The sequence below is a fragment of the Streptomyces sp. x-19 genome (assembly GCF_046549115.1).
In the GTDB taxonomy this organism is placed as follows: Bacteria; Actinomycetota; Actinomycetes; order Streptomycetales; family Streptomycetaceae; genus Streptomyces; species Streptomyces albulus_C.
In genome coordinates this window covers 44,399-69,456 of the sequence record NZ_JAJPWK010000003.1, presented here as the reverse complement: position 1 = coordinate 69,456, position 25,058 = coordinate 44,399, and the positions used below count along the sequence as shown (strand labels likewise).

At 71.8% G+C, this 25,058-nt stretch carries 25 protein-coding genes; 19 read left to right on the top strand and 6 right to left on the bottom strand.

Annotated features, from left to right (window positions below):
• The first annotated feature begins 486 nt into the window (after window positions 1–486).
• From ACLJT4_RS08930 to ACLJT4_RS08920, 3 genes are all read left to right on the top strand, one after another.
• Complete coding sequence (locus ACLJT4_RS08930; RefSeq protein WP_411121772.1) at window positions 487–1,356, top strand: SCO6745 family protein; 870 nt, start codon at window positions 487–489, stop codon at window positions 1,354–1,356.
• Window positions 1,357–1,653: 297 nt separating this feature from the next.
• Window positions 1,654–2,514, top strand: a complete 861-nt coding sequence (locus ACLJT4_RS08925) for a hypothetical protein (RefSeq protein WP_411121771.1) — start codon at window positions 1,654–1,656, stop codon at window positions 2,512–2,514.
• A gap of 227 nt (window positions 2,515–2,741) precedes the next feature.
• Window positions 2,742–3,446 (top strand): pyridoxamine 5'-phosphate oxidase family protein, encoded by a 705-nt coding sequence (locus ACLJT4_RS08920; protein ID WP_411121770.1) that lies wholly within the window; start codon window positions 2,742–2,744, stop codon window positions 3,444–3,446.
• A gap of 58 nt (window positions 3,447–3,504) precedes the next feature.
• Here ACLJT4_RS08920 and ACLJT4_RS08915 read toward each other — a convergent pair whose 3' ends face one another.
• Window positions 3,505–4,206: a TVP38/TMEM64 family protein gene (locus ACLJT4_RS08915; protein ID WP_037633874.1), complete on the bottom strand. Its 702-nt coding sequence runs from the start codon at window positions 4,204–4,206 to the stop codon at window positions 3,505–3,507.
• Between the two features lie 389 nt (window positions 4,207–4,595).
• On the opposite strand from ACLJT4_RS08915, the gene tuf reads away from it, so the two are divergent.
• From tuf to ACLJT4_RS08900, 3 genes are all read left to right on the top strand, one after another.
• Window positions 4,596–5,771 (top strand): elongation factor Tu, encoded by a 1,176-nt coding sequence (gene tuf, locus ACLJT4_RS08910; protein WP_411121769.1) that lies wholly within the window; start codon window positions 4,596–4,598, stop codon window positions 5,769–5,771.
• A gap of 288 nt (window positions 5,772–6,059) precedes the next feature.
• Entirely contained in the window at window positions 6,060–6,911 is an 852-nt protein-coding gene (locus ACLJT4_RS08905) for a patatin-like phospholipase family protein (RefSeq protein WP_411121768.1), read from the top strand.
• A gap of 302 nt (window positions 6,912–7,213) precedes the next feature.
• A complete protein-coding gene (locus tag ACLJT4_RS08900; protein WP_411122340.1) occupies window positions 7,214–8,017 on the top strand; it encodes a spermidine synthase in 804 nt (267 codons plus the stop codon).
• Here the strand turns inward: ACLJT4_RS08900 and ACLJT4_RS08895 are convergent.
• Entirely contained in the window at window positions 8,004–9,269 is a 1,266-nt protein-coding gene (locus tag ACLJT4_RS08895; protein ID WP_411121767.1) for an MFS transporter, read from the bottom strand. The genes ACLJT4_RS08900 and ACLJT4_RS08895 overlap by 14 nt on opposite strands.
• A 318-nt stretch (window positions 9,270–9,587) precedes the next feature.
• Between ACLJT4_RS08895 and ACLJT4_RS08890 the strand changes: the two genes are divergently transcribed.
• Window positions 9,588–10,046: a DUF4442 domain-containing protein gene (locus ACLJT4_RS08890; RefSeq protein WP_016574199.1), complete on the top strand. Its 459-nt coding sequence runs from the start codon at window positions 9,588–9,590 to the stop codon at window positions 10,044–10,046.
• Window positions 10,047–10,246: 200 nt separating this feature from the next.
• Complete coding sequence (locus ACLJT4_RS08885) at window positions 10,247–10,909, top strand: DedA family protein (protein WP_411121766.1); 663 nt, start codon at window positions 10,247–10,249, stop codon at window positions 10,907–10,909.
• A gap of 73 nt (window positions 10,910–10,982) precedes the next feature.
• On the opposite strand, the gene ACLJT4_RS08880 is transcribed toward ACLJT4_RS08885, so the two are convergent.
• Together ACLJT4_RS08880 and ACLJT4_RS08875 are read right to left on the bottom strand one after the other, a co-directional pair.
• Window positions 10,983–11,192: a hypothetical protein gene (locus ACLJT4_RS08880; RefSeq protein WP_411121765.1), complete on the bottom strand. Its 210-nt coding sequence runs from the start codon at window positions 11,190–11,192 to the stop codon at window positions 10,983–10,985.
• Between the two features lie 96 nt (window positions 11,193–11,288).
• Window positions 11,289–13,226, bottom strand: coding sequence for an ATP-binding protein (locus ACLJT4_RS08875; RefSeq protein WP_411121764.1), 1,938 nt, complete (start codon window positions 13,224–13,226; stop codon window positions 11,289–11,291).
• Window positions 13,227–13,522: 296 nt separating this feature from the next.
• On the opposite strand from ACLJT4_RS08875, the gene ACLJT4_RS08870 reads away from it, so the two are divergent.
• From ACLJT4_RS08870 to ACLJT4_RS08835, 8 genes are all read left to right on the top strand, one after another.
• Complete coding sequence (locus ACLJT4_RS08870) at window positions 13,523–14,536, top strand: alpha/beta hydrolase (RefSeq protein WP_411121763.1); 1,014 nt, start codon at window positions 13,523–13,525, stop codon at window positions 14,534–14,536.
• A gap of 591 nt (window positions 14,537–15,127) precedes the next feature.
• Window positions 15,128–16,336: an ATP-binding protein gene (locus ACLJT4_RS08865; RefSeq protein WP_411121762.1), complete on the top strand. Its 1,209-nt coding sequence runs from the start codon at window positions 15,128–15,130 to the stop codon at window positions 16,334–16,336.
• Window positions 16,333–16,743, top strand: a complete 411-nt coding sequence (locus ACLJT4_RS08860) for a roadblock/LC7 domain-containing protein (protein ID WP_016574205.1) — start codon at window positions 16,333–16,335, stop codon at window positions 16,741–16,743. Before ACLJT4_RS08865 ends, ACLJT4_RS08860 begins: the two co-directional genes overlap by 4 nt.
• Complete coding sequence (locus ACLJT4_RS08855) at window positions 16,740–17,120, top strand: DUF742 domain-containing protein (protein WP_411121761.1); 381 nt, start codon at window positions 16,740–16,742, stop codon at window positions 17,118–17,120. Before ACLJT4_RS08860 ends, ACLJT4_RS08855 begins: the two co-directional genes overlap by 4 nt.
• Window positions 17,095–17,685, top strand: coding sequence for a GTP-binding protein (locus ACLJT4_RS08850; RefSeq protein ID WP_055583375.1), 591 nt, complete (start codon window positions 17,095–17,097; stop codon window positions 17,683–17,685). Before ACLJT4_RS08855 ends, ACLJT4_RS08850 begins: the two co-directional genes overlap by 26 nt.
• A gap of 10 nt (window positions 17,686–17,695) precedes the next feature.
• Window positions 17,696–19,063, top strand: coding sequence for a cytochrome P450 (locus ACLJT4_RS08845; RefSeq protein ID WP_411121760.1), 1,368 nt, complete (start codon window positions 17,696–17,698; stop codon window positions 19,061–19,063).
• Between the two features lie 392 nt (window positions 19,064–19,455).
• A complete protein-coding gene (locus ACLJT4_RS08840) occupies window positions 19,456–20,418 on the top strand; it encodes a cytochrome P450 (protein WP_411121759.1) in 963 nt (320 codons plus the stop codon).
• 50 nt (window positions 20,419–20,468) lie between these two features.
• Window positions 20,469–21,233, top strand: coding sequence for an enoyl-CoA hydratase/isomerase family protein (locus ACLJT4_RS08835; protein ID WP_411121758.1), 765 nt, complete (start codon window positions 20,469–20,471; stop codon window positions 21,231–21,233).
• A 76-nt stretch (window positions 21,234–21,309) separates the two neighbouring features.
• Here ACLJT4_RS08835 and ACLJT4_RS08830 read toward each other — a convergent pair whose 3' ends face one another.
• The gene (locus tag ACLJT4_RS08830) at window positions 21,310–21,876 is read right to left on the bottom strand and encodes a gamma carbonic anhydrase family protein (RefSeq protein ID WP_411121757.1); all 567 of its coding nucleotides are present in this window, start codon (window positions 21,874–21,876) and stop codon (window positions 21,310–21,312) included.
• Between the two features lie 140 nt (window positions 21,877–22,016).
• Between ACLJT4_RS08830 and ACLJT4_RS08825 the strand changes: the two genes are divergently transcribed.
• Both ACLJT4_RS08825 and ACLJT4_RS08820 read left to right on the top strand, forming a co-directional pair.
• The gene (locus ACLJT4_RS08825) at window positions 22,017–22,760 is read left to right on the top strand and encodes an acyltransferase (protein WP_411121756.1); all 744 of its coding nucleotides are present in this window, start codon (window positions 22,017–22,019) and stop codon (window positions 22,758–22,760) included.
• A gap of 81 nt (window positions 22,761–22,841) precedes the next feature.
• Window positions 22,842–23,399, top strand: a complete 558-nt coding sequence (locus ACLJT4_RS08820) for a YbaK/EbsC family protein (RefSeq protein ID WP_016574213.1) — start codon at window positions 22,842–22,844, stop codon at window positions 23,397–23,399.
• Window positions 23,400–23,421: 22 nt separating this feature from the next.
• Here ACLJT4_RS08820 and ACLJT4_RS08815 read toward each other — a convergent pair whose 3' ends face one another.
• Window positions 23,422–23,937: a GNAT family N-acetyltransferase gene (locus tag ACLJT4_RS08815; RefSeq protein WP_411121755.1), complete on the bottom strand. Its 516-nt coding sequence runs from the start codon at window positions 23,935–23,937 to the stop codon at window positions 23,422–23,424.
• Window positions 23,938–24,037: 100 nt separating this feature from the next.
• Between ACLJT4_RS08815 and ACLJT4_RS08810 the strand changes: the two genes are divergently transcribed.
• Window positions 24,038–24,895, top strand: coding sequence for a class I SAM-dependent methyltransferase (locus ACLJT4_RS08810; RefSeq protein ID WP_411121754.1), 858 nt, complete (start codon window positions 24,038–24,040; stop codon window positions 24,893–24,895).
• The last annotated feature ends 163 nt before the right edge of the window (window positions 24,896–25,058 follow it).

Here is a 25,058-nt window from a genome sequence, read left to right as displayed (position 1 = left end):
TCGTGACGCCGCCGGGACCGCACTCGCCGGCCGACCGGCCACACCTTCCCCGCCGGAACCGGTGTCGCCGCGCCGATCGGCCGGACGGGCGCCGTGCCGCCCCGCCGTGCCGCGTCTCCCTCGGTCGGGAGCCGGTGAGCCGCCCCCGCAGATCGATCACCGGGAGCCGATCGGCCCGCGCCCCCTTGGCCCGCCCCGCCCCGCCCGCGTCGCACCCGCCGCGCGACCGCGTTCGCCGCCATACCGCGCCGGCTGCCCGACGGCGTTCGTTGCCCTCGGTGACCCGCGGCACGTCAATGCCGGCCCCCTCTGCCCGGCCCCGTCCTCCACGCTTCCCTGCGCCTCCGCCCGGACAGCGATAGCGTGCGAGGCGGCGGAGCCACCCACCGCGAACGCGCGCGGAGCCACCGGAAGGTCGCCCCGGACCGGCGGTCTGGCCGCCCCGCCGGCCCGTCGCCCGCCCCGTAGCCGTCCGAGGAGCAGACCATGGAGCCGCCCGCGGCACAGCGAGCACGATCGCTCTGGCTGATGACCGAACCGCTGCACGCCGTCTGCTACTTCGACGACGACTGCCGAGCCCTGGGCAAGTCCCTCGGCCTCAGGGGCTTCTGGATGGGCTACTTCGCCGCCCGCACCGCACCCCTGGGCGCCATCGAACCCGCGGCCGCCACCGCAGTCCTCGGGGTCTTCGCCCCCGGCATGGTGGCCCGCGCGCTGCCCGCCGCCTGGAGCACCGTCAGTCCGGCCCACGTCCTCGACGAACGCGGCACCCGCGCCGCCCGCGCCCTGCGCACCATCGCCCCGGACCTCGACCGGCCCGCCACCGCCCTGCTGCCCCGGCTCCAGGCGCTCGTCGACGCCGCCCCCGACACCGCGCGCCCGCTCTTCGCCGCCAACCGCGCACTCTGCGACCACGCCGACCCCGTCGAACGACTCTGGCAACTCGCCACCGCGCTGCGGGAGTTCCGCGGCGAGGCCCACCTCGCCGCGCTGGCCGACCGCGAACTCGACGGTTGCGAAGCGCTCGTCCTCACCGCCGCCACCGGCCGGGTGCCGGAGGGCGCCATGCGGGAGGACCGCGGTTGGACCGAAGGGGAGTGGGCAGCCGCCGCGGACCGCCTGCGCGGCCGCGACCTCCTCGACGTGCACGGGAACGCCACCGCCCACGGCCAGGACGAACGCACCCGCATCGAGGCGGAGACCGACCGTCTCGCCGCCCGGCTCCTCCGTCCCCTCTCCCCGGCGGCCGCCGACCACCTGCTGGAGCTCCTGCACCCGGTCGTCCGCCGCATCCTGGCCGCGGACGTACTCCCCTTCCCGAATCCCATCGGTCTGCCCCACCCGGACACGCCGTAGCGACCTCCGCACCGAGCCGCCGGCCGGGCACCCCCACCCGCCACCCGCACATCCGGTACCACCCCCGCCCGCCGGAACGACCGGTACGAGCCGCCGGCCGGCGACACGTCCCGCTGATTTCGAAGGTAACGCGCCGCACTGACACTCGACTTCTCGCCCGGGAGGGGCCCGCCCGGAGTACGACGTGATTGTCGACTGAGCTACGACGTGATTGTCATCTCGTGGTTCGATGGGTGCTTTGGGGTGCTTTGCAGCGACAGATCGGATCACCTCCGACGGAAGCGGCGTTGTCTGAGTATGGATCCGAGAGAATTGTGGGACCGCAACGCCGTACTGGCAGAAGCGTTTTGTCTGGGCGATGAACGTGTCCGGGAAGCGCAGGCCAGGCTTGACGAGGCGCAGGCCGACCGTTCCCGCGTCCTGGCAGCGTTCGCCCTGACGGTGGGCAGCACGGGCGCGGTGGCCGGCCTGTTCGGGCTCAACGAGCGGGAAGTGCGGGTCGCCCGGCGCACGGTCGGCAAGGACGACGCCCGCGTCGTCGCCGAAGAACTGCTCTCCAACGCCGCCCGCACACCACCCAAAGAGCCGGAGGATCCGGTACCGGACTACGGCGCCGACGTTTGTGCCCCGGTCCAGCCCACTGCCACCGCGGCTCCACCGCCGACCGGCAATCGCCCGACGGGCGCGGCGGCCACCGGCTTCGCACCGGACCAGAACTGGTCGCCCGCCATGGACGCGGTGCTGATCGGCAGTTGGCAGACCGGTGTGGACCTCAGGGAGCTGGCCGTCGAGTTCGGCCTCGACCTCAGTCGCCTGATGGCGCGGGCCCAACAGCTCTCCGCCCAAGGGCGCTTCTACCCCGGCTCCGCCGAGACCTACGCCGGCCGTCACCGGCGCGGCCCCGGTGACGTCCATGAGTCCGAATACACCATCCCCGCCCAGCAGTCGACGACCTGGAACGGTGTGCCCGCCGCCCACCCCATGACGTCCGCCGCCTGGTACACGGGCGCGATGCCCCCGAACGAACCCGTCACCGACGTCACCGCCCTCGGCGCCGACTGGGACAGTGCGCTCGCTCCCTGGGGCACCATCGCCCTCGCCCACGAGGAGCCCGCACCGGCCCACCAGCCATGGGCCCAGTACCACCTCAGCTCCTGACGAAGCCGAACGCCGTACGGTGCCGTGTTGCGCGCGATATACGAAATTAGTTGTCAGTGGATTCGTCAACAACGAATTCAGTGAAATACCTGGCTTGAATATTATGAAGTCGTTACTCTGACGGGCAGTCCCGCTGGGCTGCCCGCTCGCGTACCCAGCCGCGACCAGGCCCGCGCCGCGAGCACCCGCCCGCGGCGCACCAGCCCAGAGCAGACAGGCAGACCCCCATGACGCAGACCACCACTACCGCATCCATACCCGGCCCCGACCGCACCCTGACCGAGACCGACCGGACCCGGCACCGCCGACTCCGCGAGCAAGGCAGCCTCGACCGCACCGCACTCGACGCCATCCTGGCGGCCGGCTTCGTCTGCCACCTCGGCGTGACCGTCGACGGCTCCGTCCGCGTCATGCCCACCGTCTACGGCTCGGACGGCACCACCCTCTACTTCCACGGCTCGGTCGCCAGCCGCAGCCTCGCCTCCTCCCCGGGCACGGAGGTCTGCGTCACCGTCACCCACGTCGACGGACTCGTCCTCGCCCGCTCGACCTTCGAGCACGGCGTCAACTACCGCAGCGCGATGATCTACGGCGTACCGCGCCCGGTCACCGACGACGAGGAGAAGACGGCGGGCCTGCGCTGCCTCACCGAGCAGTGCGCCCCCGGCCAGTGGGACTACGCCCGCCGGCCCAACCGCAAGGAACTGGCCGCCACCGCACTCCTCGCACTCTCCCTAGACGAGGCATCGGTGAAGATCAGGACCGGCGCCCCGGACGACGGCGACGGCCCGGACGCCGCACTGGGCCTGTGGGCCGGCGTCCTGCCCCTCCACACGACCTGGGGCGCCCCGCGACCCGACCCCGCCCTGGGCACCGAACCCCCGGCGGCCCCGCACCACATCGCCGCACGCGCGGACACCCCCGCCTCATGACCCGCCGCCCGCCTCATGACCCGTCCGCGTCCTGACCCGGGCGCGTGCTGACGGCCGCTCACCCCTTGCGCAGCGCCTTGCGCTTGCACCAGGCGACGACCACCGCCGCCAACCCACTGACCGCGATGAACCCCATGGACAGCAGGAACGCCGGCGACGTCGGCGTCGACGCCCGCGCGCCCGCCACCGCGTACGCCGCCGTGTTCGGAATGCTCCCCAACGCCGTGGCCAGCAAGTACGGACACCAGCGCATCCGGGAGACCGCGGCGGCGTAGTTCATCGCCGCGAACGGCAAACCCGGGAACAGCCGGATCGCCAGCATCGAACGGAACCCGTGCTCGCTCAACTGCCGGTCCGCGGCCGCCAACCACCGGGCCCGCAACAACGGCCGGAGCGCCTCCTGCCCCAACAGCCGCCCCAGCCCGAACGCCAACCCGGCGCCCAGCACCGTACCGGCGAGCGCGGTGACCAACCCCGACTGACTGCCGAACAGCGCACCCGCGGCCAGATTGAGCACCGGCCGCGGCACGAACGCCGTGGTGCACACGCCGTACGCCACCGTGAAGCCCACCAGCGCCGTCGGCCCCGACCACTGCGCGGTCCAGCCGCCGGCCAGGAGCCGCTGCGGATGCCACAACAGCATCGTCGTCGCGGCGGCGGCCAACAGGACCAGCAGCAGGGCCAGCCGCGACCAGGGGGAGAACACCACACGCGTGCAGCGTGCGGCGAGGCCGTCGGACGTGGCGGCGGGGGCGGGCATCCCGGGAGCGTAACCGACGCGTACGGCGGACCGCCGGAATCCGGGCCGCACGACCACGAACCGGGGCGGACGCCGCACGCCCGAACGCCACACATCCGGCACCGCCACGCCCCCCGACCGTAAATCGTTCGACGCCCGACCGGCGTCCCGGCACCATGGACGCATGTTCCGGCACGCCTTCCTCCCGATGCCGTCCGCGGTCGCAGTGACCGCCGCGGACGCGCCGAAGGCTGCCGCCGCACTCCTCGCCGCGGCCGCGGCACACGGCGCGCGACGCTGACCCTCTCCGGATCGTCCGGCGGACCCCGCAGGGGGAGGGTCGGAGCGGGCCAGGGGTCCCCACGGCGCCGAGGCGCCGTCATCACCGCATTCCTGCGAGGAAGCACACCATGCCCAAGACGGCATACGTCCGCACCAAGCCGCACCTGAACATCGGCACGATGGGCCACGTCGACCACGGCAAGACCACCCTCACCGCCGCCCTCACCAAGGTCCTCAGCGACCGGGGCACCGGCACGTTCGTCCCGTTCGACCGCATCGACCGGGCCCCGGAGGAGGCCGCCCGCGGCATCACCATCAACATCTCGCACGTGGAGTACGAGACCGACACCCGGCACTACGCCCACGTCGACATGCCCGGCCACGCCGACTTCGTCAAGAACATGGTCACCGGCGCGACCCAACTGGACGGCGCGATCCTCGTGGTCTCCGCGCTCGACGGGATCATGCCGCAGACCACCGAACACGTCCTGCTCGCCAAGCAAGTGGGCGTGCGGCACGTCGTCGTCGCGCTCAACAAGGCCGACGCGGGCGACCCGGACCTCACCGACCTGGTGGAACTGGAAGTCCGCGAACTGCTCACCGCCCACGGCTACGACGGCGAGCACCTCCCCGTCGTACGGGTCTCCGGACTCCGTGCCCTGGAGGGCGACCCGCGCTGGACGGACGCGATCGGCGCCCTGCTGGACGCCGTGGACACCTACGTCCCGGTGCCCGAACGGTACGTGGACGCGCCGTTCCTGCTCTCCGTGGAGAACGTGCTGACGATCACCGGACGCGGCACCGTCGTCACCGGGGCCGTCGAACGCGGCAGGGTGCGCTGCGGCGACCAGGTGGCCGTACTGGGCGCGGACGCGTTGCAGACCGTCGTCACCGGCGTGGAGACCTTCGGCAAGCCCATGGAATCCGCCGAGGCCGGCGACAACGTCGCGCTGCTCCTGCGCGGCCTGCACCGCGAGCACGTCCGCCGCGGCGACGTGGTCGCCGCTCCGGGCAGCATCACCCTGCGGCGGCGCTTCACCGCCGAGGCGTACCTCCTCTCCGCCGAGGAGGGCGGCCGCCGCACGCCGTTGTCCACCGGGTACCGCCCGCAGTTCTACCTCCGCACCGCGGACGTGGTCGGCGCCCTCGACCTCGGCGAGCGCGCCGTCGCCCGCCCCGGCGAGACGATCACCGCGACCGTCGAACTGGGCCGTGCACTACCGCTGGAGCCGGGCCTCGGCTTCGCCATCCGCGAAGGCGGCCGGACGGTCGGCGCGGGCACCGTCCGCACCGTACTGGAGTGAGCGGGCGTCGACGGGGCCGCGGTCCCCGCTGACCGTGGGGCCGCTGCCGGCGAGCGCCCCACCGCACCGGGGCCTGCCCGGACGATCCCGTCCGAGCGGGCCCCGACCGTGCGCGCCCCTGCCTTCGTTCCTCCGCGCGCCCGTCCAGGTTGCCGCCCGTGCCCCTGTTCTCCTTCGTCGCGCGCGCCTACGATCCGGCGGGACGGCGCCGGTGGCCGGGGCGAGGCCCGATGGCGGCGTCCCGCCGGATCGTAGGCGCGGCCGGCTCCAACCTGGAAGGGACAACGCATGCCCGAGTCGAGAACGGCACTCGTCCTCGGCGGTGGGGGACTCACCGGCATCGGCTGGGAGGTCGGCATCCTCGCCGGCCTCGCGGAAGCCGGCGCCGACCTCACCGACGCCGACGTCGTCATCGGCACCTCCGCCGGATCGATCGTCGGCGCGCAGCTGACCTCCCGCCCGCACCCGCTGGACGAGCTCTACGCCCGCCAACTCGCCGCGCCGGCCGGCAGACCGACCGGTGCTCGGATCGGACCGGCGGTGCTCGCGCGCTTCGCGGCCGCCGCGCTGCGTTCCCGGGACGCGGCGGCGTTCGGCGCGCGGATGGGCCGGTTCGCGCTGGCGGCGCGCACCGCACCGGAAGCCGAACACCGGGCGGCCATCGCCCGGACCCTGGTCGTGGACACCTGGCCCGCACGGCACCTCCTGGTCACCGCGGTGGACGCGGCGACCGGGAACCGCGCGGCCTTCGACAGCGCGAGCGGCGTGCCGCTCCTCGACGCGGTGAGCGCCAGTTGCGCGGTGCCGGCCGTCTACCCGCCCGTCACCGTCGACGGAAGGCGGTGGGTGGACGGCGGTGTGCACTCCAGCGCCAACGCGGACCTGGCCGCGGGGTACGACCGGGTGGTGGTCATCGCCCCCATCACGACCGGCGGTGGACCGATCGTCGCGCCGCGCATCCAGGCCGCGCGGCTGGCCGGAAAGGGCGCCCGGGTGCACGTGATCACCCCCGACCGTGCCGCCCGGTCGGCCTTCGGACGCAACATCCTGGACCCCGCCAAACGGGCCGACGCCGCCCGCGCCGGCCGCCGCCAGTCCGCCACCCACGCCGCACAGGTCCGCGCCCTCTGGACCACCTGAACCACTGGCCCTCCCCCGGGAACCACCAGCCCCCCCGGGGCGGCGCTCGTTCCCTGTCCGGGCGGCGCTCCCACCCCGCCCGGGACGGTGCCCGCACCCTGGACGGAACGATGCCCGCACCCCGCCCCGGACGACGCTCGTACCTCGCCCGTCACAATGGCACCGTGCACAACGAATCACCGGAGACGGCCGCAGCCCCGGCGGCCGGCGCTGCCCCGTCGGACGACCAGGCCCCCGCGCAACCCCCGACCTCCCGTCCCGCCGACGACCCGGTGCCCGTGACGCGCCCGGTGGATTGCGGCATGGCCCGACTCCTCCCGGACGTCGACCGCCCCCGTGCCTGGCTGCTCACGGTGGACGGCGCCCCGCAGTCGTACGTGGACCTCGACGAGCCCACGCACCTGGAGTTCGAGTACGTCCGCCGGCTCGCGCACGTCCTGGACGAGACCGCGCCCCCGGGGCAACCGCTCGACGTGCTGCACCTGGGCGGCGGCGCCCTCACCCTGCCCCGGTACCTCGTCGCGACCCGCCCGCACTCGCGTCAGGACGTGATCGATGCCGACCGTGGGCTGCTCGCGCTGGTGACGGAGCACCTCCCCCTGCCCGCCGGCTCCGGAATCGCGCTGCACGCCCAGGACGCCCGGGCGGCACTGGACGCGGCGCCGGAGGCCGGGGTCGACGTGATCGTGGCGGACGTCTTCAGCGGCTCCCGGGTGCCCGCACAACTGACCTCGGTCGAGTACGCGCGCGCCGCCGCCCGTGCCCTGCGCCCGCACGGCTGCTACGCCGCGAACCTCGCGGACAGCGCCCCGTTCGACTTCCTGCGCCGTCAACTCGCCAACTTCACCACGGTGTTCGCGCACCTCGCGCTGATCGCGGAACCGTCGGTGCTCCGCGGCCGCCGGTTCGGCAACGCGGTGCTGCTCGCCTCGCACGAGGAACTCCCGGTCGCCGCCCTGGCCCGCCGCACCGCCGCCGACGTCTTCCCCGCGCGCGTCGAACACGGCGCACCGCTGCGCCGGCTGATCGCCGACGCACGCCCCGTACCCGATACCGAAGCCCTCCCGTCGCCCGTCCCCCCGGACGGGGCCTTCAGTCTCTCGTGACAGGTGTAGGGGGAGAGGGAGGCGTGGGGGAAGGTGCGGAGGTCTCGCGGCGGTGGGTGAGGTGGCGGACGTCGGGGACGCAGAGGACGGCGGCCGTCAGGAGCACGATGAGGGCGGCGCAGATCCACAGGGCGGCGGTGCGGCCGATTGCCTCTTGGGCGGGACCGGCCAACGCCGTGGCCACCGGGACCATCGCCAGCGAACCGAGCCAGTCGTAGGAGGAGACCCGGGAGAACTTCTCCTCGGGGATCTCCTGGTGGAGTGCGACCATCCAGGTCACCGCGAAGACCTCGACCGAGACTCCGGTGCCGAACATGATGGCGCCGAGCCAACCGATCGGCACCGGGACGGCGAGCGCGGCGGCCGGGAGGGCCAACGGGAAGACGCAGAGGCTGCCCGTGAACAGCAGTCGGCGCGGCCTGAGGCGCGTCATCAGGAGGGCGCCGCTCGCGGTGCCGGCGCCGAAGGCGGCCAGCACCAGGCCCCACGGGCCGGCGCCGCCCAGGTGGTCCTCGGCGACGAGTGGCCCGTAGACCGACTGCACCGCGATGACCATCGCGTTGACGAGGGAGAACTGCGCCACGATCGCCCAGAGCCAGGGTCGGGAGACGACCTCGCGCCAGCCTTCCCGCAGGGCCGTGCGCACCCCCTCGGCGGGGTCGCGTTCCGGCATGCCGCGCACGTCGAGGAAGGCGCGCAGTGCGCCGGCGACGGCGAAGGCGGCGGAGTCGATCGCCAGCACCCAGCCCGGGCCGACGGCCGCCACCAGGGCGCCGCCGAGGGCCGCGCCGCCGATGTTCGCCCCGTTCACGCCGACGCGGAACAGCGCGAAGGCGCGGCTGGACTGTTCGCCGGTCACGCTGGCGAGGACCATGCCCTCGGAGGCCGGCGCGAAGAACGCCTGCCCCGTGCCGCCGACCGCCGCCAGCAGCGCCATCTGCCACAGATGCGCCGTACCGGACAGGACGAGGACGGCGAACAGGCCCTGGGAGACGCAGTTGACGCTGTTCGCCGCGACCATCACCCGGTGCCGGGGGAACCGGTCGGCGACCGCGCCCCCGACCAGCAGGAAGAGGACGAGCGGCACCATGCGGGCGGTGGAGACCAGTCCGACGTCGGTCGCCGAGCCGCCGGCGCCGAGCACGGCGAACGAGGTCGCGATCAGCGCTCCGCTGCTCCCGAGGCCCGCGATCATCGTCGCGGCGCTGAGCAGGACGAAGTTCCGCCCCGGGGGGAGTGCGCGGGCCGTCATCGGACGTGGTCCCGTCGGTCGGGGCGACTCAGGGGGCGCCGGGGGCCCGGGGGGTTCAGGCGGTTCGAGGGGAGCGGGGGCCGCTGGCGTGGGGGCGGCGCGGGGCGGGTTCGGAGGGGTGGACGAGGCGGCGGGCGTAACGGTGCGTGCTCGGCTTGTCGGGTGTGCCCCCGTGTGGTCATGGGCGTTCACGATATGGGGGTCGGTGAGCGGGAACACCTAGTTTTAGGTGGGGTGTTGGGCGCGGTGGTCCGGTCGAGGCGGGAGGGGACGAGGTGACCACTTCACAGCTAAGCTACCGCTAGGTAACATGGTGCCATGTCCTCTGAGTCCCTGCCGTCGATCGGCGACATGATGGCGGCATCCGTGCCGATGGTCCGCACCCTGAACCTTGAGTTCACCGAGACCACGGCCGAGCGCGCCGTGGTCCGCATGCCCGACCAGCCCGACTTCCACAACCACGTCGGCGGCCCGCACGCAGGCGCGATGTTCACCCTCGCGGAGTCGGCGAGCGGCGCGATCGTGATGACGGCCTTCGGCGACCAACTGGGCCGTGCGGTGCCGTTGGCGGTGGGCGCCGAGATCGGATACAAGAAGCTCGCCATGGGCGCGGTCACCGCCACCGCCGTGCTGGGCCGGCCGGTCTCCGAGGTGATCGCCGAGCTGGACGCCGGCGAGCGCCCGGAGTTCCCGGTGAAGGTCGAGATCACCCGCGACAAGGACGGCGCGGTCACCGGAGAGATGACGATCGTCTGGACGCTGCGCCCCAACAACTGACCCCGGTGCGGGCAGGCGGGCGGTCCCGAGCGCGGGCGGGTGCGCGGATGCACCCGCCCGCGCTCGCATTCGTGGTCGGGAGCACCCGATCGAGTACGCTTCCCGGACGCGCTGGTACGGCGCGTCAGGGGATCGACTGATCGGTGTCGCGCGCACCGGGCACGGCCCACGGGGGCCTTACACCAGCGGAGGAAGCGGCCTTGCACATCCAGGAATGGCTGGCGACGGTACCCGCCTTGAGCGTCTACCTGCTCGTGGGGTTGGTCATCGGGGTGGAGAGCCTGGGCATCCCGTTGCCCGGCGAGATCGTCCTCGTCAGCGCGTCCATCCTGGCCGCGACCCAGGACCACATCGACCCCTTCGTGCTCGGTGCCTGCGCCTCCGCCGGCGCGATCATCGGTGACTCCATCGGCTACCTGATCGGGCGCAAGGGCGGCCAGCCGCTGCTGACCTGGGCCGGCCGGAAGTTCCCCAAGCACTTCGGGCCCGACCACGTCGCGCTGGCCGAGTCCAAGTTCGACAAGTGGGGCATGTGGGCGGTCTTCTTCGGCCGTTTCATCGCGCTGCTGCGCATCTTCGCCGGCCCGCTCGCCGGCGTCCTGAAGATGCCGTACTGGAAGTTCCTGATCGCCAACGTCCTCGGCGGCATCATCTGGGCCGGCGGTACGACCGCGCTGATCTACACCGTCGGCATCGTCGCCGAGCCCTGGCTGAAGCGCTTCTCGATGTGGGGCCTGTTCGCCGCGGTGCTGTTCGGCATCGGGTCGTTCCTCCTGATGAAGCACCGCGCGAAGAAGGCCGCCGCGGCGCGCGAGGCGGCCAAGGCCGCGGAGTCCCCGGTCGTCGCGACGGCGCGCGACTGAGCCGCCGCTCGCCGGACGAACGCGACGCCCCGGAAACCCTCAGGGTCTCCGGGGCGTCGCGCGTTCCCTGCCGTCAGGGCATCTGCCAGATGTCCGGGCCGCCGTCGCGCCATTCGACGATGCCGGCGTCGTCCCAGGCGAAGCGTGCGGTGGAGAACCCGGCGCGGCGCAGGATCGCGGCCACGTCGCCGGGCCGCAGCGCCCGGCCCAGGTCCTGTCCGTAGAGCGTGACGCGGCGGCCACCGGTGGACGGCGGATGCACGATCACGGGGGCACGTTTCATGCCTTCCAGCATGCGACGGCCCCGATGCTCCCGCATCCCGACCGCAGTCGGCGCGTCACGTACGGTGCCGGGGCGTGCGGGCCGGCGGCCGAGCCGTCACGAGGTCGTGCGCGGGCGTGAGAAGAACGGCTGACGGCGCGGGTCGGAGGGGCCGCGTCGCCACCAGCGGCTCGCGCCGGCACCGGGGCCCCGTACCGGGAGGTCGCAGCGGACGCCGCGGCGCAGACCGGCCAGTATGGTGCGGGCGCCGGCGACGAAGAGCGGGTCGCCGATCAGCTTCTTCGCGACCAGGGCCCTGCGGCAGGCCCGCAGGGCGGCGGCCGGGTCGCCGTGGGCGCGCTCGATGACGGCGTGGGCGTAGAGGATCGTCGAGTGGAGCCAGAAGTCGCTGTCGGCGTGGCGGGTTTCCCAGGCGCGTCGGGCGGCGGCGCGGGCCCGGGCCGCGTCGAGCGGGGCGACGGCGATGGCGAGCAGCGCCCAACCGTGGGCGGGGCCGGGCCCGAACCACGGGTCGCGGGAGGTGTGCCGGGCGGCGTCTTCCAGGCAGGCGACGGCGGTCGTGGTGTCCTCGCGGTAGAGCGCCAACACCGCGTGTGCATGGGCGATGCGGGCCAGGCCGTCGGTGTCGGCGTGCATCACGGCCGCCGTCCACGCCTGGGCGAGCAGGGGTTCCGCGGCGGTGGGGGCGTTCTCCTGGGCGGCGAGGTACCCGGCCAGCCACAGGGCGCGGGCCCGGAGCGCGGTGTCCTCCTGGGAGCGGCGGAGAAGTCGGTCCAGGTGGGCGCGACCCTCGCGGCGGAAGCCGCAGGCCGCCCACTGGAACCACAGGGACACCGCGATCTCCAGGGCGCTGAGGGCGTCCTCGGAGTCCAGCGGGGGCCGGGTGAGCGCCGCGTCGAGATGGTGCTGCTCGTCCTCGACGAGGCGGACCGCGAGTTGTTGGCCGGTGCCCTGCCAGGTGATCTGCGCCTCCGCCGCCAGCGCCGCGCACGCCTGTCGGAACCGGCGCAGCGCCCCGTCCTCGTCGCCCGTCGCACGCAGCCGGGTACGCCCGAACTGCCGTGCTCCGTAGGGGAGTCGGTAGCGGGATGGCAGTGCGGTGGCGGCGCCGGGGGCGCCCTCGGCCGCCCGTACGCGTTCGAGGACGGAGGCGGTGCAGAGGCGTTCCAGCGCGTCCTCGACGGCGGCTGCAGGAACGTCACTGCTGCTACAGACGCACTCGGCCAGCCAGGGATCGAAATCCCCGGGGAGGATCGACAGTCGGGCCCAGACCTGACGGTCGACGGGCGAGCAGAGAGCGTAACCGGCGGCGTGCGCGGCGTGCAGCGACGTGTGGCGGATGGTGGGGGAGGGGCCGGAGTAGTGCAACGGGCCCTCGCCGTCGAGTCGGGCGGCCAGCTGGGCCAGCGTCATGCTGTCCAACTGCCGGGCGGCCAGGCCGATCGCGAGCGGACAGCCCTCCAGTGCCCGGCAGACCGCGACCAGCAGTTCCGGGGCGGCGGGGCCGCTCCGCGCGGCGAGGAGTTCGACGGCCGGCCCGGCGATGCCCTCGCCGAGGGTCACCGGCAGCGGAGCGAGGGCGAGGACGCATTCCCCGGGCAGACCCAGGGGCCGGCGGGCCGTCGCGACGATCCGCAGCTCCGGTTCGGCCCGCAGCAGGTGACGGACCAGGTCGGTGCAGGCGTCGAGCAGCGGGTCGCAGTCGTCGAGCAGGACGATCGCGCGACGGGTACGGCAGTGCGCGGCGAGGGCGGCGGTGGTGGTGCCGTGCGGGGGGAGTCCGGCCGCGCGCAGCAGGGCTCCGGGCAGTTCGTCCGCGGTCAGCCCGTCCCAGCAGGCGATCCGGACGACGGTGTGCGGGCCGGTCGCGACGTGCGCTTCGAGGACGGCGCGGGCCAGCAGGCTCTTGCCCACCCCGGCCGGCCCGGTGAGCGTGACCGGTGTGGCCCCGCCCAGGAGTCCGGTCAGCTGCTCGTGCTCGACTGCCCGTCCCACTACGCCGGGCAGCGGCCCGTGATCGGCCCACGCGGTCATCGGTCATCCCCAACCACGGCACAGCGCCGCGCACTTTCCTAGGAGCGACCCACGATGCCAGAAGCGACGGTGGGGCAAACAGCGGAAGGGGTGCACCGTTAGGGGGAAACGTGCTCGGTGCGCTTGACGCGGGCGTTCGTCTTGGTGATGAAACAGAACGGTAAACCCCAGGTCACGAAGGGCGGGGTCGGCGTTCGGCAGCGGACGGGTCGCTCTTAGAGTGATGCCTTTCGACCGGTTTCGCGGTGGCGCCGTGGCGCCCCGGCCGGCCCCAAGTGCCTGAGGAGATCGACCCGATGAAGCCCCTGCGCGTCAGAGCTGCGGTGTGTGTGCTGGCCCTGGGGCTGCTGACCGCGTGCGGGGGGCCGGGTCAGGACGTCGTCGACTCGTCGGACGTCCCGCGGCTGCGGGCGCACGCCGCCGACGCCGTCAACGGCCGGCCGCGGACGGTGCTGCCGCAGGGCCCCCGGTCGGTGTTCACCACCTACCGCACGACCGGGGACGACGGCACCAAGGTGCTGCACACCAAGTGGCACGGTCGGGCCTCCGGCTACACCGGGGACGTCTGGGCCTGGGTCCCGCCGCAGTACGCCCAGCCGCAGTACGCCCGGAGCGGCTTCCCGGTGCTGATCGCGCTGCCCGGCGCCTGGGGGTACCCGGCCAACTACTGGACGGACGCGCCGTTCGCGCTGGAGGAGCGGCTCGCGGAGTGGGCGAAGCAGGGCAAGACGCTGCCGTTCATCCTGGTGATGCCGGTGCTCAACCCGCGCAAGACGTACTACGACGGCAGTGACATCCCGGGGCAGCCCAAGATGGGCAGCTGGCTCACGAAGGACGTGCCGGACTTCGCCCGCGCCAACTTCCGCACGTACGGCTCGCGGGACGGCTGGGCGTACATGGGGTCCTCGTCGGGTGGGTTCGCGGCGTTGAAGGCGGTGCTCAAGGAGCCGCAGCGGTTCAAGGCGGCGATCGTCAACGGTCCGGACACCGCGCCGGACTCGCCGTTGTGGAAGGGGCACCCGGCCGAAGAGCTGGCCAACGATCCGCGGCACCTGGCGCGGCAACTGGTGGCGCGCGGCGGGCCGCAGGTCTACCTGGCCTTCGAGCTCGGCAGCAAGGAGGACGCGGTGCCGGACGTGAAGCGCTTCATCAGCGGGTACACGAACGGGGCCCGCGGGCCGATCCACTCCACGCTCTTCGAAATACCGGACGGCGTGCACAGCGGCCACACGTACATCAAGCGAATGGCTGATTCGTTGCACTGGATCAGCGAGCAGATGCAGGGACCGGTGGCGGCGCCGTCGGTCTGACGGCCCGTCGGCACGGCGCACGGGGTCCGCGGGACCATCGCCCGCGGTCCGTGCGCCGACGGCTGCGCGGCTCACGACGCCGGCCCGCCCTCGCGGTCCCGAGGCGGCCGTCGCGGTCGCCGACTTCCCGTGCACCGAGGGCGGTTGACGGTGCCTCGTCGCGGACGCCGCGGGGCTGCGCGGCGAGCGCTACGCAGCGGTCAGGGGTGCTAGCGGACCGTCAGGAAGCGCCCCAACCGGTTGCGTCGGGAAGGCGTGTCGGGAGCCAATGTCCCCAAAGGGCACCTTTGTTGAATCTCCGTCAGGTGCCAGAACGTTACAGATCTCTGTTGGACTTCAGCCGATGTCGTGATGCTAAGATCATCGCACTTGCCAACCGGGTAGTCACCTGCTATGGCAAAAGAGAATTCCGCGCATTGGCCTGAGAAAATCGCCACCCCGGGGAGAGCTATGCCATTAACCGGGCCTTCAGAGGCTTTCTGGCAGGCGACCGTGCGCGGCCGTTCGTCTATTGTCTGGGGCCGCGTGTGAGCATCTGCACGGCCGCCGGGCATACGGCACCTGGTGGCTTCGTCATCCGAAGAGAGACCTATGACGCAATATCTCCAGGATCCAGCACTGTGGGCATTGGTCGCTGGTACACCTGTCGCCGCTACCGCGATTGTTCGTGGCCGAAAAAAGATTTCGGAGCTGAGAAAAGAAAGGGTTGAGCTAAAGCAGCACTACACCCAACTCGAAGAGCACTACGCGGAGGCCGTGGAGGAGGCCAAGGACCGTGCAGAAGAGGCCACCAAGAACACCTTGAAGGCCGCCATGCGGACCCTCCAGGGACTGGCGAGCGAACAGCAGCTGACGATCTCCAAGATTCAGGAGACCTACGGCGAGCACAAAATCCTGCAGGACCTGCTGGACATCGACCACATGAACTCGCAGTTCGCGCGACGGGCCCAGTCCATCGCGGTGCTCTGTGACGGTTGGCTCGGTCGTCGCCGTAACGATGCCTCGCTCTACGACGTGGTCCGCAGCGCCAAGGGCCGTATTCGTCACTTCACGCGCGTCGAGATCCGATCGCAGAGCAATTTCGCCATCGTGAGCCGTGCCGTTGAACCGGTCGCGCTGGTCCTCGCGGAATTGCTGGACAACGCCACCAGCTATTCGGCGCCGGAAACCATGATCGAGATCAACATCCGCCCGGTACCCAAGGGCGTGTGCATCGTCGTGGACGACGCCGGTGTCGGCATGAACGAGGAGGAGAAGGCGCGGGCCGGACAGCTGCTTTCCGGTGGCAATTCCGCCGGCGTTTCCAGCCTCGGCAACCCGCCGCAGTTCGGCTTCACCGTCATCGGCGTGCTCGCCGCCCGCTACGGCTTCACGGTCTCGGTCGACTCCACCTCGCCGTACGGCGGTGTGCGCGCGGTCGTCCTGCTCCCCGACGAGCTGCTCACGTCCCTGCACGAGCCTGAGGAGGGTCCTGCCGTGGCCGCGTCCAACCCGTTGCCGCCCGAGATTCCTCCTGGTCAGCAGAGCACCCCGACTCCTGGACGGCACCGCGCGCCGGCGGCTGCCGCGTTCGGCGCTTCGGACGAGGGCGCTCCGGCCGCGCGCGAGACGACTGCCGGCGGACTGCCGAAGCGGCGCCGCCGCGGCGCGATATCCATCGTGCCGTCGGCGACCGAGGACACCCCCACTCCGACCCGCGACAGCGCCCGGACCGCCTCCGCCATGGGGGCTTTCCAGCGCGGTACGCAGTCGGGTCGCCGTTCCACCCAAGCAAGCAGTGAAGGGCATGAAGTTCCGTGAACTACGATCTGTCGTGGATGCTTGACAGTGCTCTGGAATTGCCTGAAGCGCAGCATGCCATTCTCGTCTCCGCCGACGGTCTCCTTATGGCTCGTTCCAAGGACGTCGGCCGGGATCACGCCGACACCGTGGCCGCCGCGATGAGCGGTATGCAGTCGCTCAGCCGCACGGTCTCCGATTTCTGCAACAACGGTCCTGCGATGCGCCCGCAATGGCGGCAGACGTTGGTGGAGTTCGACCACGGCTGGGTCTTCCTCATCTCGGCCGGTGAAGGCGCGTATCTCGCGGTCTCGGCGTCGCCCGACGTCGACATGGGAGAGATCTCGTTCCGGATGCAGCAACTGGTCGGTCAGCTGGGCAAGGCGCTGACCAGTCCTCCGCGTGAGAGGGCCGATATCCAACCATGACGACCGATGACGAGCCGGAGCTGGTACAGGAAGCAGCGGGATTAGTACGGCCGTACGTCATCACCAACGGCCGGGACCTCGTCGAAGACAGCGCTTTCTCGCTGTTGACGCTGGTCACCGTCGCTCAGGAACCACCCCATCAAAAGCCGCTGGACCCGGAGAAGCAGAGCCTGCTGGAGCTGTGTGCCGGGGGTTTTCTGTCGATCGCCGAGATAGCCGGGCACACCGGGTTCCCGGTGGGCATCGTCAAAATTCTGGTGTTCGATCTCACGGAGGAGGGCCATCTCTATGCGCGCGCGCCCATCCCCAGCGCTCAGCTTGTCGAACGGCAAATCCTGGAGGAGGTGCTGAATGGGCTCCAGGCTCGCTTTGGATGACGGAGTGTACGTACGGGATTCCGTGCAGACCGCGGCGAAGATCTTGGTCGTCGGTCACTTCGCCGTGGGCAAGACCACGTTCATCGGGACGATGTCGGAGATTCCGCCGCTGCGCACCGAAGAGGTGATGACGCAGGCCAGCGCGGGAATTGACGACCTGCGGGCGGTGCCGGGGAAGACCACGACCACCGTGGCCATGGACTTCGGCCGGTTGACGCTGAGTGAACGGCTGGTTCTCTACCTGTTCGGAACTCCCGGGCAGCAGCGCTTCGTTCAGGTGTGGGAGGACATGACGCGTGGGGCGCTCGGGGCGTTGATCCTCGTCGACCCGCAGCGCCTGGAGGAGTCCTTCGCCATCATGGACCTGGTGGAGCACTACGGCATCCCCTACGCGATCGCCGTGAACCGCTTCGACGGGACGCCGGAGCATTCGCTCGACGAGATCCGGGAGGCGCTCGATCTCCTCCCCGAGACGCCGGTCATCAATTGCGACGCGCGGGACGAGAAGTCGTCGGCGGATTCCTTGATCACATTGGTTCGTTATCTGCAGTCCCGCCTCAACTAGGAGTGCCTCCATGCAATCTCATCCGGAATTCCAGACTCCACCGCCGGGTTGCCCGGCACATGCCGAAGGCATAAAAACCTCCCTGCACGGAACGGAATTCGCCGCCGCACCGCACGCGGTGTACGAGCATCTGCGGAAGTACGGCCCGACCGCGCCGGTCGAACTCTCGCCCGGTGTGGAGGCGGAACTCGTCACGGACTACGCGACGGCGCTGCAGATCCTGCAGAACCCGGATTCCTTCGCCCGCGATCCGCGTCGTTGGCGCGCCCTCAACGAGGGCCGGGTGCCGCTGGACAGCCCCGTCCTGCCGATGATGATGTACCGGCCGAACAGCATGTTCTCCGACGGACCCGCGCACCTGAGGCTGCGTCAGGCGGTGACCGACAGCCTCTCCCGCCTGGACATGCACCGCGTGGGACGGCACGTGGACCGGGTGGCCAAGTACCTGATCGAGCAGTTCAGCGGGCACGGCAAGGCCGACCTGGTCGCTGACTACGCTCGCTGGCTGCCGCTGCTGGTCTTCAACGACCTCTTCGGCTGCCCGGCCGAAATCGGCGACCGCCTGGTGTTCGGGTTCTCCGGCATCTTCGACGGCGTCGATGCCGAGAAGGCGAACGAGACGCTGACCGAGTCGCTGCTGGAGCTGGTCGCCCTCAAGCGCGCCAACCCGGCCGACGACGTCACTTCGTGGCTGATGCAGCACGCCTCCCAGCTCTCCGACGAGGAGATGATCCACCAACTGGTGATGCTGATCGGCGCCGGCGCGGAGCCGATGCAGAACCTCATCTCCAGCGCGTTGCGGCTGATGCTGTGCGACGAGCGCTATGCGGGCGGCCAACACTCGGCAGGCCTGCCGGTCGACGACGCCATCCACGACGTGCTGTGGAACAGCCCGCCGATTGCCAACTACGCCACGCACTACCCCACTCACGACGTCGAGGTGGCCGGCAGCAAGCTCGCCGCGGGGAGCCCGGTCCTGATCAGCTTCGCGTCGGCCAACACCGATCCGGGGCTCGCGGGCGGCCGGCAGACGCTGAGCAAGCGGGCGCACCTGGCCTGGGGAGCCGGCCCGCACGCCTGCCCGGCGAAGGATCCGGCGCTGCTGATCTCGGTGCTCGCCATCGAGAAGCTGCTGAACGCACTGCCGGACATCGAGCTCGGGGTGCCCGAGGAGAGTCTGTCCTGGCGTCCGGGCCCCTTCCACCGGGCCCTGAACTCGCTGCCGGCACGTTTCACCCCCGTGCGGATCGACCGCCGTTCGGTCGGACCGATGCCGGCCCCGGTGGGCGCCGGTGCCATTGCCGCGAAGGAGACGACGTCCGGCAAATCCCGGAAGAGTAGTTGGTGGAGCGGGTTCCTGACGTGGTGGAAGATGTGACGTTCGCAACGAAGTCGATCATGAGTGCGTCGTATGAATGTTCAAGGGTAGGGGTAGGAAGGGGTGTTGCGTCCTACATGATCTTCTGAAAGGGAGTTGTCGTGGAGCCCGCCCTGGCCTCTCGGTCTGTTGACCGGCGTGCGGTGGTTTCGCTCTTCTCGCGTTTGCGGAAGCCGAGCGGACAAGCGAATCCGTTGCCTATCTACTCCGAACTCAGGGGAATGGGCGATGTCGTTCCAGCCCCCTGGGGCGGGTATCTGATCAACTCTTTCGGCTGGTGTGACCGGATCCTTCGGGATCGTGCGTGGGGGGTCCCTGACAGTGCCTGGCGGGCACGTCAGGGGGGTGGTACCCGCTGGGGAGCACCTTCGTCGACGGAAATGGGGCGGACCTTGCCGGCGCTCAATGCGCCGCATCACACCCGGGTGCGGCGATCGTTGGGCAACATGTTCGACCGGAAATGTCTCGGCGGCATCACGCAGACCATCGAGGTTCATGCCGAGCGCCTGCTTGACCGTTTTGCGGACGAACTCCGCAGCGGTGAGGCGGATTTCAGTAAACTGGTGAGTGAACAACTCCCGATGTATTCCATCGGAGAGTGGCTCCAATTGCCGCAGGCAGATTACGAGTTGCTCCGCTCGCTCGCCCATGACCAGGTATTCACCCAGGAATTGTTGCCCTCCGCGAGTCAACTCGCGCTCTCCGACGCCGCCACGCTACAGCTGGAGTCCTATTTCCGGGCACTCGTGCAGGAGCGTCGGAGGGCACCGGGTGACGACCCGGTGTCGAGGTGGTTGCATACCTGGGACGAGCTCGAACCCGATCGGGAAGCGGCCGACGAGGCCGTGTACCTGCTGGCGCTCCTGGTGTTCCTGGCCGCGCCGGAGACCACCGCGACCCTGCTGTCCAGCATGGTGTGGCTGCTCCTGGAGCACCCGCGCCAGCTCGGGTGGCTGCGCGCCCATGAGGAGCACATACCGGCGGCCATAGAGGAGGTCCTGCGCTACGACTCCCCGAACCACATCATCAGCCGGGTCGCCCCCGAAGACACCACCATCGGCGGCGTGCGCATAGAGAAGGACCGCATGGTCCACCTGATGGTGGGAGTGGCCAATCACGACCCCGCGCACTTCGCGGACCCGGAGGTCTTCGACATCCGCCGCAAGGCCAACCACCTCAGCTTCAGCGGCGGCGTCCACTACTGCCTCGGTGCGCCCCTGGCTCGCCTGGAGGCCAGCACACTGCTGACCGCGATGCTCCGCCGCATGCCCGGCCTGCGGGTGAGCGCCCCGCCGGTCTATGCGCCGCGAGTGGGGTTCCGGCGCATCGTGGAGTTGCAGGTCGCCGGGTTGTGACGGGGTTTCGAACGCTCTCGGGTGAGTACAAGCGAGGAAGACAGCACACCGTGATGGAAGACTTCAAGGCCCTCCGCGTGATCATCGAGGGGCCGGTGGCAAGAGTGGAACTGCACAGTCCGGAGACGGGGAACGCCGTGTCCGGACTGCTCCTTGACGAACTCCTGGCCGTACTGGGAGCCGTGCACGACGACCCCCACATACGCGTCATGGTCCTGTCCGGTGGGGGTGACGACTTCTGCCTGGGCGGCGACCGCCGGGAGTTCGGCGACCTCCTTGCCGCCGACCCCGGTGGCGCGGAACTGCGCGCCCTGGCGGGCAAGGCACGCCGGGTCTGCGACGCCCTCGCCACCGCTCCGGCGGTCACCATCGCCCGGCTGCACGGCGGGGTCATCGGGGCGGGGCTGGCGCTCGCGCTCTTCTGCGACCTGCGAGCCGGCGCGGACACCTGCCGTTTCCGGATGCCGGAGCTCGCACTCGGCATGCCGCCGGCCTGGGGCGGTTCCCTGCCGCGCCTGTTGCAGGAAGCGGGTGCCGCCAAGGTGCGCGAACTGATGCTCACCGGCGCCAACTTCGGTGCCGAGAAGGCCGCCGAACTCTCGATCCTGCACACCGTCGTCCCCGAGGACGAGCTGGACGCCGCCGTCACCCGCTGGACCAAGCCGCTGGTCCGCCGGTCGCCCACGGCGCTGCGCACCGCCAAGCTCATGATGAACGCCTACGGGAACGCCAACCGCCTCGCGGACGCCACACTCTTCGACGCGGAGCTGCTCTCCTCCGCGCTCAGCGGCGCCCATCAGGCACGGCGGGACTGAAACCCCGCCCATGACGGGGGACGTCGACCCGTGGGTGCGGCCCTGACCAGGCCGCACCACCGCGTGTCCGCAGCCGTCAGTCCGTGGAATCCCCGGCCTGCGCACCGTCCGTGGCGAGCGGGACCGCCGCGCGGTGACGGGCCGTCAACTCCAGGTACATCGCGGCGTTGAGCCTGATGGACTCCCGCTCCTCGGCGGTCAGTTCGCGCTTGACCTTGGCGGGCACCCCGGCGACCAGCGAGCCCGGCGGCACCCGCATCCCCTGCGGCACCAGTGCCTGGGCCGCGACCAGTGACCCCGCGCCGATGTGCGCTCCGTTCAGCACCGTGGCGCCCATGCCCACCAGTACGTCGTCCTCGACGGTGCAGCCGTGCAGCACGGTGTTGTGGCCGACCGAGACCCGTTCGCCGACCGTCACCGGGAAGCCCGGATCCACGTGCACCGTGCAGTTGTCCTGGATGTTGCTGTCGGCGCCCAGGACGATCGGGCCGCAGTCGGCGCGCAGCACGGCGTGGTACCAGACGCTCGCCCCGGCGGCCAGGGTGACGTCCCCGACGACCACGGAGGTGGGCGCGGTGTACGCGCCGGGGTCGATGTCCGGTGCCTCGCCGCCCACCGCTGCGATCACTGCCCGTTCTGCCATCTGCGCATCTCCTCGCCGGTTGAGTGCCGCGCCACCAGCACCGTAGACGACCCGGCCGGTGGTCGGAGCGGCGGTCGGTGGGGTGAAGATCACAGCCGCTCGCGCGATCGGTGGCCGGGCCCGCTGAGTACGGTGTGCGGGTGCCGATAAACCAGAACGTGTTCTCGTCCCTGACGGCCTGGCGGCGCCGGGCGGTGTCCCGGGTCGTCCACCGCGGGGCGCGTTGGGTGCGGGAGACCGGGGCCGTCACGGCCGAACGGCCGGGCCCGTACCGCTTCCGCCGGATCGGCACCGGCACCCGGCTGGCGTTCCCGCAGGGCACCGTCTTCGGCGCCCCCTGGATCGAGCTGGGCGCGCACTGCATCATCGGCCAGGACGTCACGCTCACCGCGGGCATGATGCCCGACCTGGACCTGGGCCCGGATCCGATCCTGACGCTGGGCGACGGCGTGGTGCTCGGGCGCGGCAGCCACGTGATCGCGGACGTCCGCCTGACCATCGGCGACGACTGCTTCTTCGGCCCCGGCGTCTACGTCACGACCACCAACCACAGCTACGACGACCCCGAGACGCCGGTCGGGAAGCAGTGGCCGCGCACCGACCCCGTCGTCATCGGCCCGGGCGGTTGGATCGGGACCGGGGCGGTCATCCTCCCGGGCGCCCGGCTGGGGCGGAACGTGGTGGTCGCGGCCGGTGCGGTGGTCCGCGGCGAGGTCCCCGACCACGCGGTGGTGGCCGGGGCGCCCGCCAGGATCGTCCGCCGCTGGGAGCCGGACGAGGGCTGGCAGCCGCCGCTGCGGACGCCGGCGCCGGTGCCCATCCCGGAGGGCGTCACACCCGAGCAGCTGGTGGCGCTGGGGGAGTGGGACAAGGCGCAGGGGTAGGTGTATCGCCCCGGTGGCGAGGGCCGTGCGGTGATGATCGAGGCCGTCCGCCGCGCCCGCCGGGCCTGCTAATTTGACGGCATGCCCGTGCCGATGGATGCCTTCGACGAAGTCCGGCCCGCCACCGAGTGCCTGGACCTGTTGCCCGCCCCCGTTGCCGCCGCACTGCGCGACTGGCGCGGCTCGGTCCCCGTCGCGGAACTCCGCTACGTCGACACCGACCCGGCCATCGCCGACACCGAACTCCTCGTCGCCCACTACGGCGACTGGCTGTTGGAGCAGTCGGCGAACTGCGTGGTGGTGGCCGGCAAGCGCGGCGGCGAGGTCACGCTGGCCGCCTGCGTCGTCCTCTCCACCACCCGCGTCGACGTCAACGGCGTGGTCCGCCGTCACCTGGGCGCCCGCAAGGCGTCGTTCGCGCCGATGGACACCGCGGTCGGCGACAGCGGAATGGAGTACGGGGGCATCACCCCCATCGGCCTGCCCGCGGCCTGGCCGCTGCTGGTGGACGCCGCGGTCGCCGACAGCCCCTACGCGCTGATCGGCAGCGGCAGCCGCCGCGGCAAGCTCATCGTGCCCGGCAAGGCGCTGGCCGAACTGCCGGGGGCCGCGGTCCTGGAGGGCCTGGGCACCGCCTGACCGGTCGGCCCGTGGGGCCCGGTCAGCCGGGCTCGACGCCGGGCCACCGGTGCAGGTCCAGGGTGAGCGGCGTGCCGTGCTCGGCGAAGCCGAGGCTGCGGTAGAGCGGCACCGCGGCGTCGGTGGCGTGCAGGTCGACCCGGCCGACGCCCAGTGCGGCGAACCGCCCGAGCAGGGCCTCGGTCGTCGCCCGGGCATGGCCCCGGCCCCGGTAGCGGGGGTCGGTGCAGACGTTGAAGACGAAGCCGACCCGGCCGGACGGCTGGGCCGGTGAGGGCAACCGCTCGTCGATCCAGCCGAGCGCGCACGCCGCGAGGTGCCAGGCGGCCGCGCCGGGCGCGGCCTCGTCCGCCGGCCCGTCCACCACGAAGCCGATCAACCGGGCGTTGGGCCCGGTCAACTGGCGCCGCGCCGCCTCCTCTGCGTCCCGCTCCCACCGGCCCGGTCGGTCGCGGCCGTCCATCGCCAGGTACATCAGTCGGCGCAGCCGGACCAACTCGCCGGCGTCCTCGGGCCGGGCCGCACGTGGAGTGATCATCCCGGCACGGTAGTGCACCCGTCGGTCGCCCTCCCACCGGTTATCGTGCCGGGGGCCGGGGGCCGGGGGCCGGTGGCCGGTACGGACGAGAGGGAACGCCATGGTGGACACGCAGGGCGAGGGCCCGGACAGCACGGCGGTGCGGGTGGCCCTCTGGCGGGCGATGCACGTACGGCTCGATCCGCCGCCGCACGTGCTGGCGGACGAGGTCGGACTGGAGCTGGCGGCCCCCGACGCGGAGTGGCGCCGCCGACCGGACATGGACCCGCAGGCCACCAGGGGCTTCCGGGCGGCCGTGGTGGCGCGCGCCCGGTTCATCGAGGACCTGGTCGTCGAACGGGCCGCGTGCGGGGTGACCCAGTACGTCGTCCTGGGCGCCGGTCTGGACACCTTCGCGCAGCGTCGGCCGGAGGTCGCGGCCCGCCTGGACGTCTTCGAAGTGGACCGGCCCGGCGCGCAGGCGTGGAAGCGCCGCCGCCTGGCCGCGTGCGGATACGGGGTGTCCGACCGGCTGCACCTGGTGCCGGTCGACTTCGAGGCCGGCGGTTCCTGGTGGGCGGCGTTGGTCGCGGCCGGTTTCGATCCCGCGCGGCCGGCGGTCGTCGTCTCGACCGGCGTCACGATGTACCTCACCGAGGACGCCACCGCGGCCACCCTGCGGCAGATCGCGGGGCTCGCCCCCGGCTCGACGCTGGCCATGACCTTCCTGCTGCCGGCCGAACGCGTCGACGCCGCCGACCGCCCGGGCCTGCGTGCGAGCCAGGAGGGCGCACGGGCCTCCGGCACGCCGTTCATCAGCTTCTACACCCCGCAGGAGGTGCTGGCCATGGCCCGCGCGGCTGGTTTCCCCGACGTCCGGCACGTGCCGGGTGCCGCGCTCGCCGAGCGCTACTTCGCCGGGCGCGGCGACGGCCTGCGCCCGTCCAGCGGCGAGGACCTGCTGGTGGCCACCACCTGACGCGCCCGGCACGGCGCCACCGGGCGACACGTCCGCGTCACGGCACCGGCCGGCGGTAGACCCGCCGCGAGCCGCCTTCGGGGCCCGGGGCGGTGGGTTCGGCCGGGGCGAAGCCGAGGCGTTCGTCGAAGACGTGGGCGCCGCTCGTGACCGCCCTGGCACG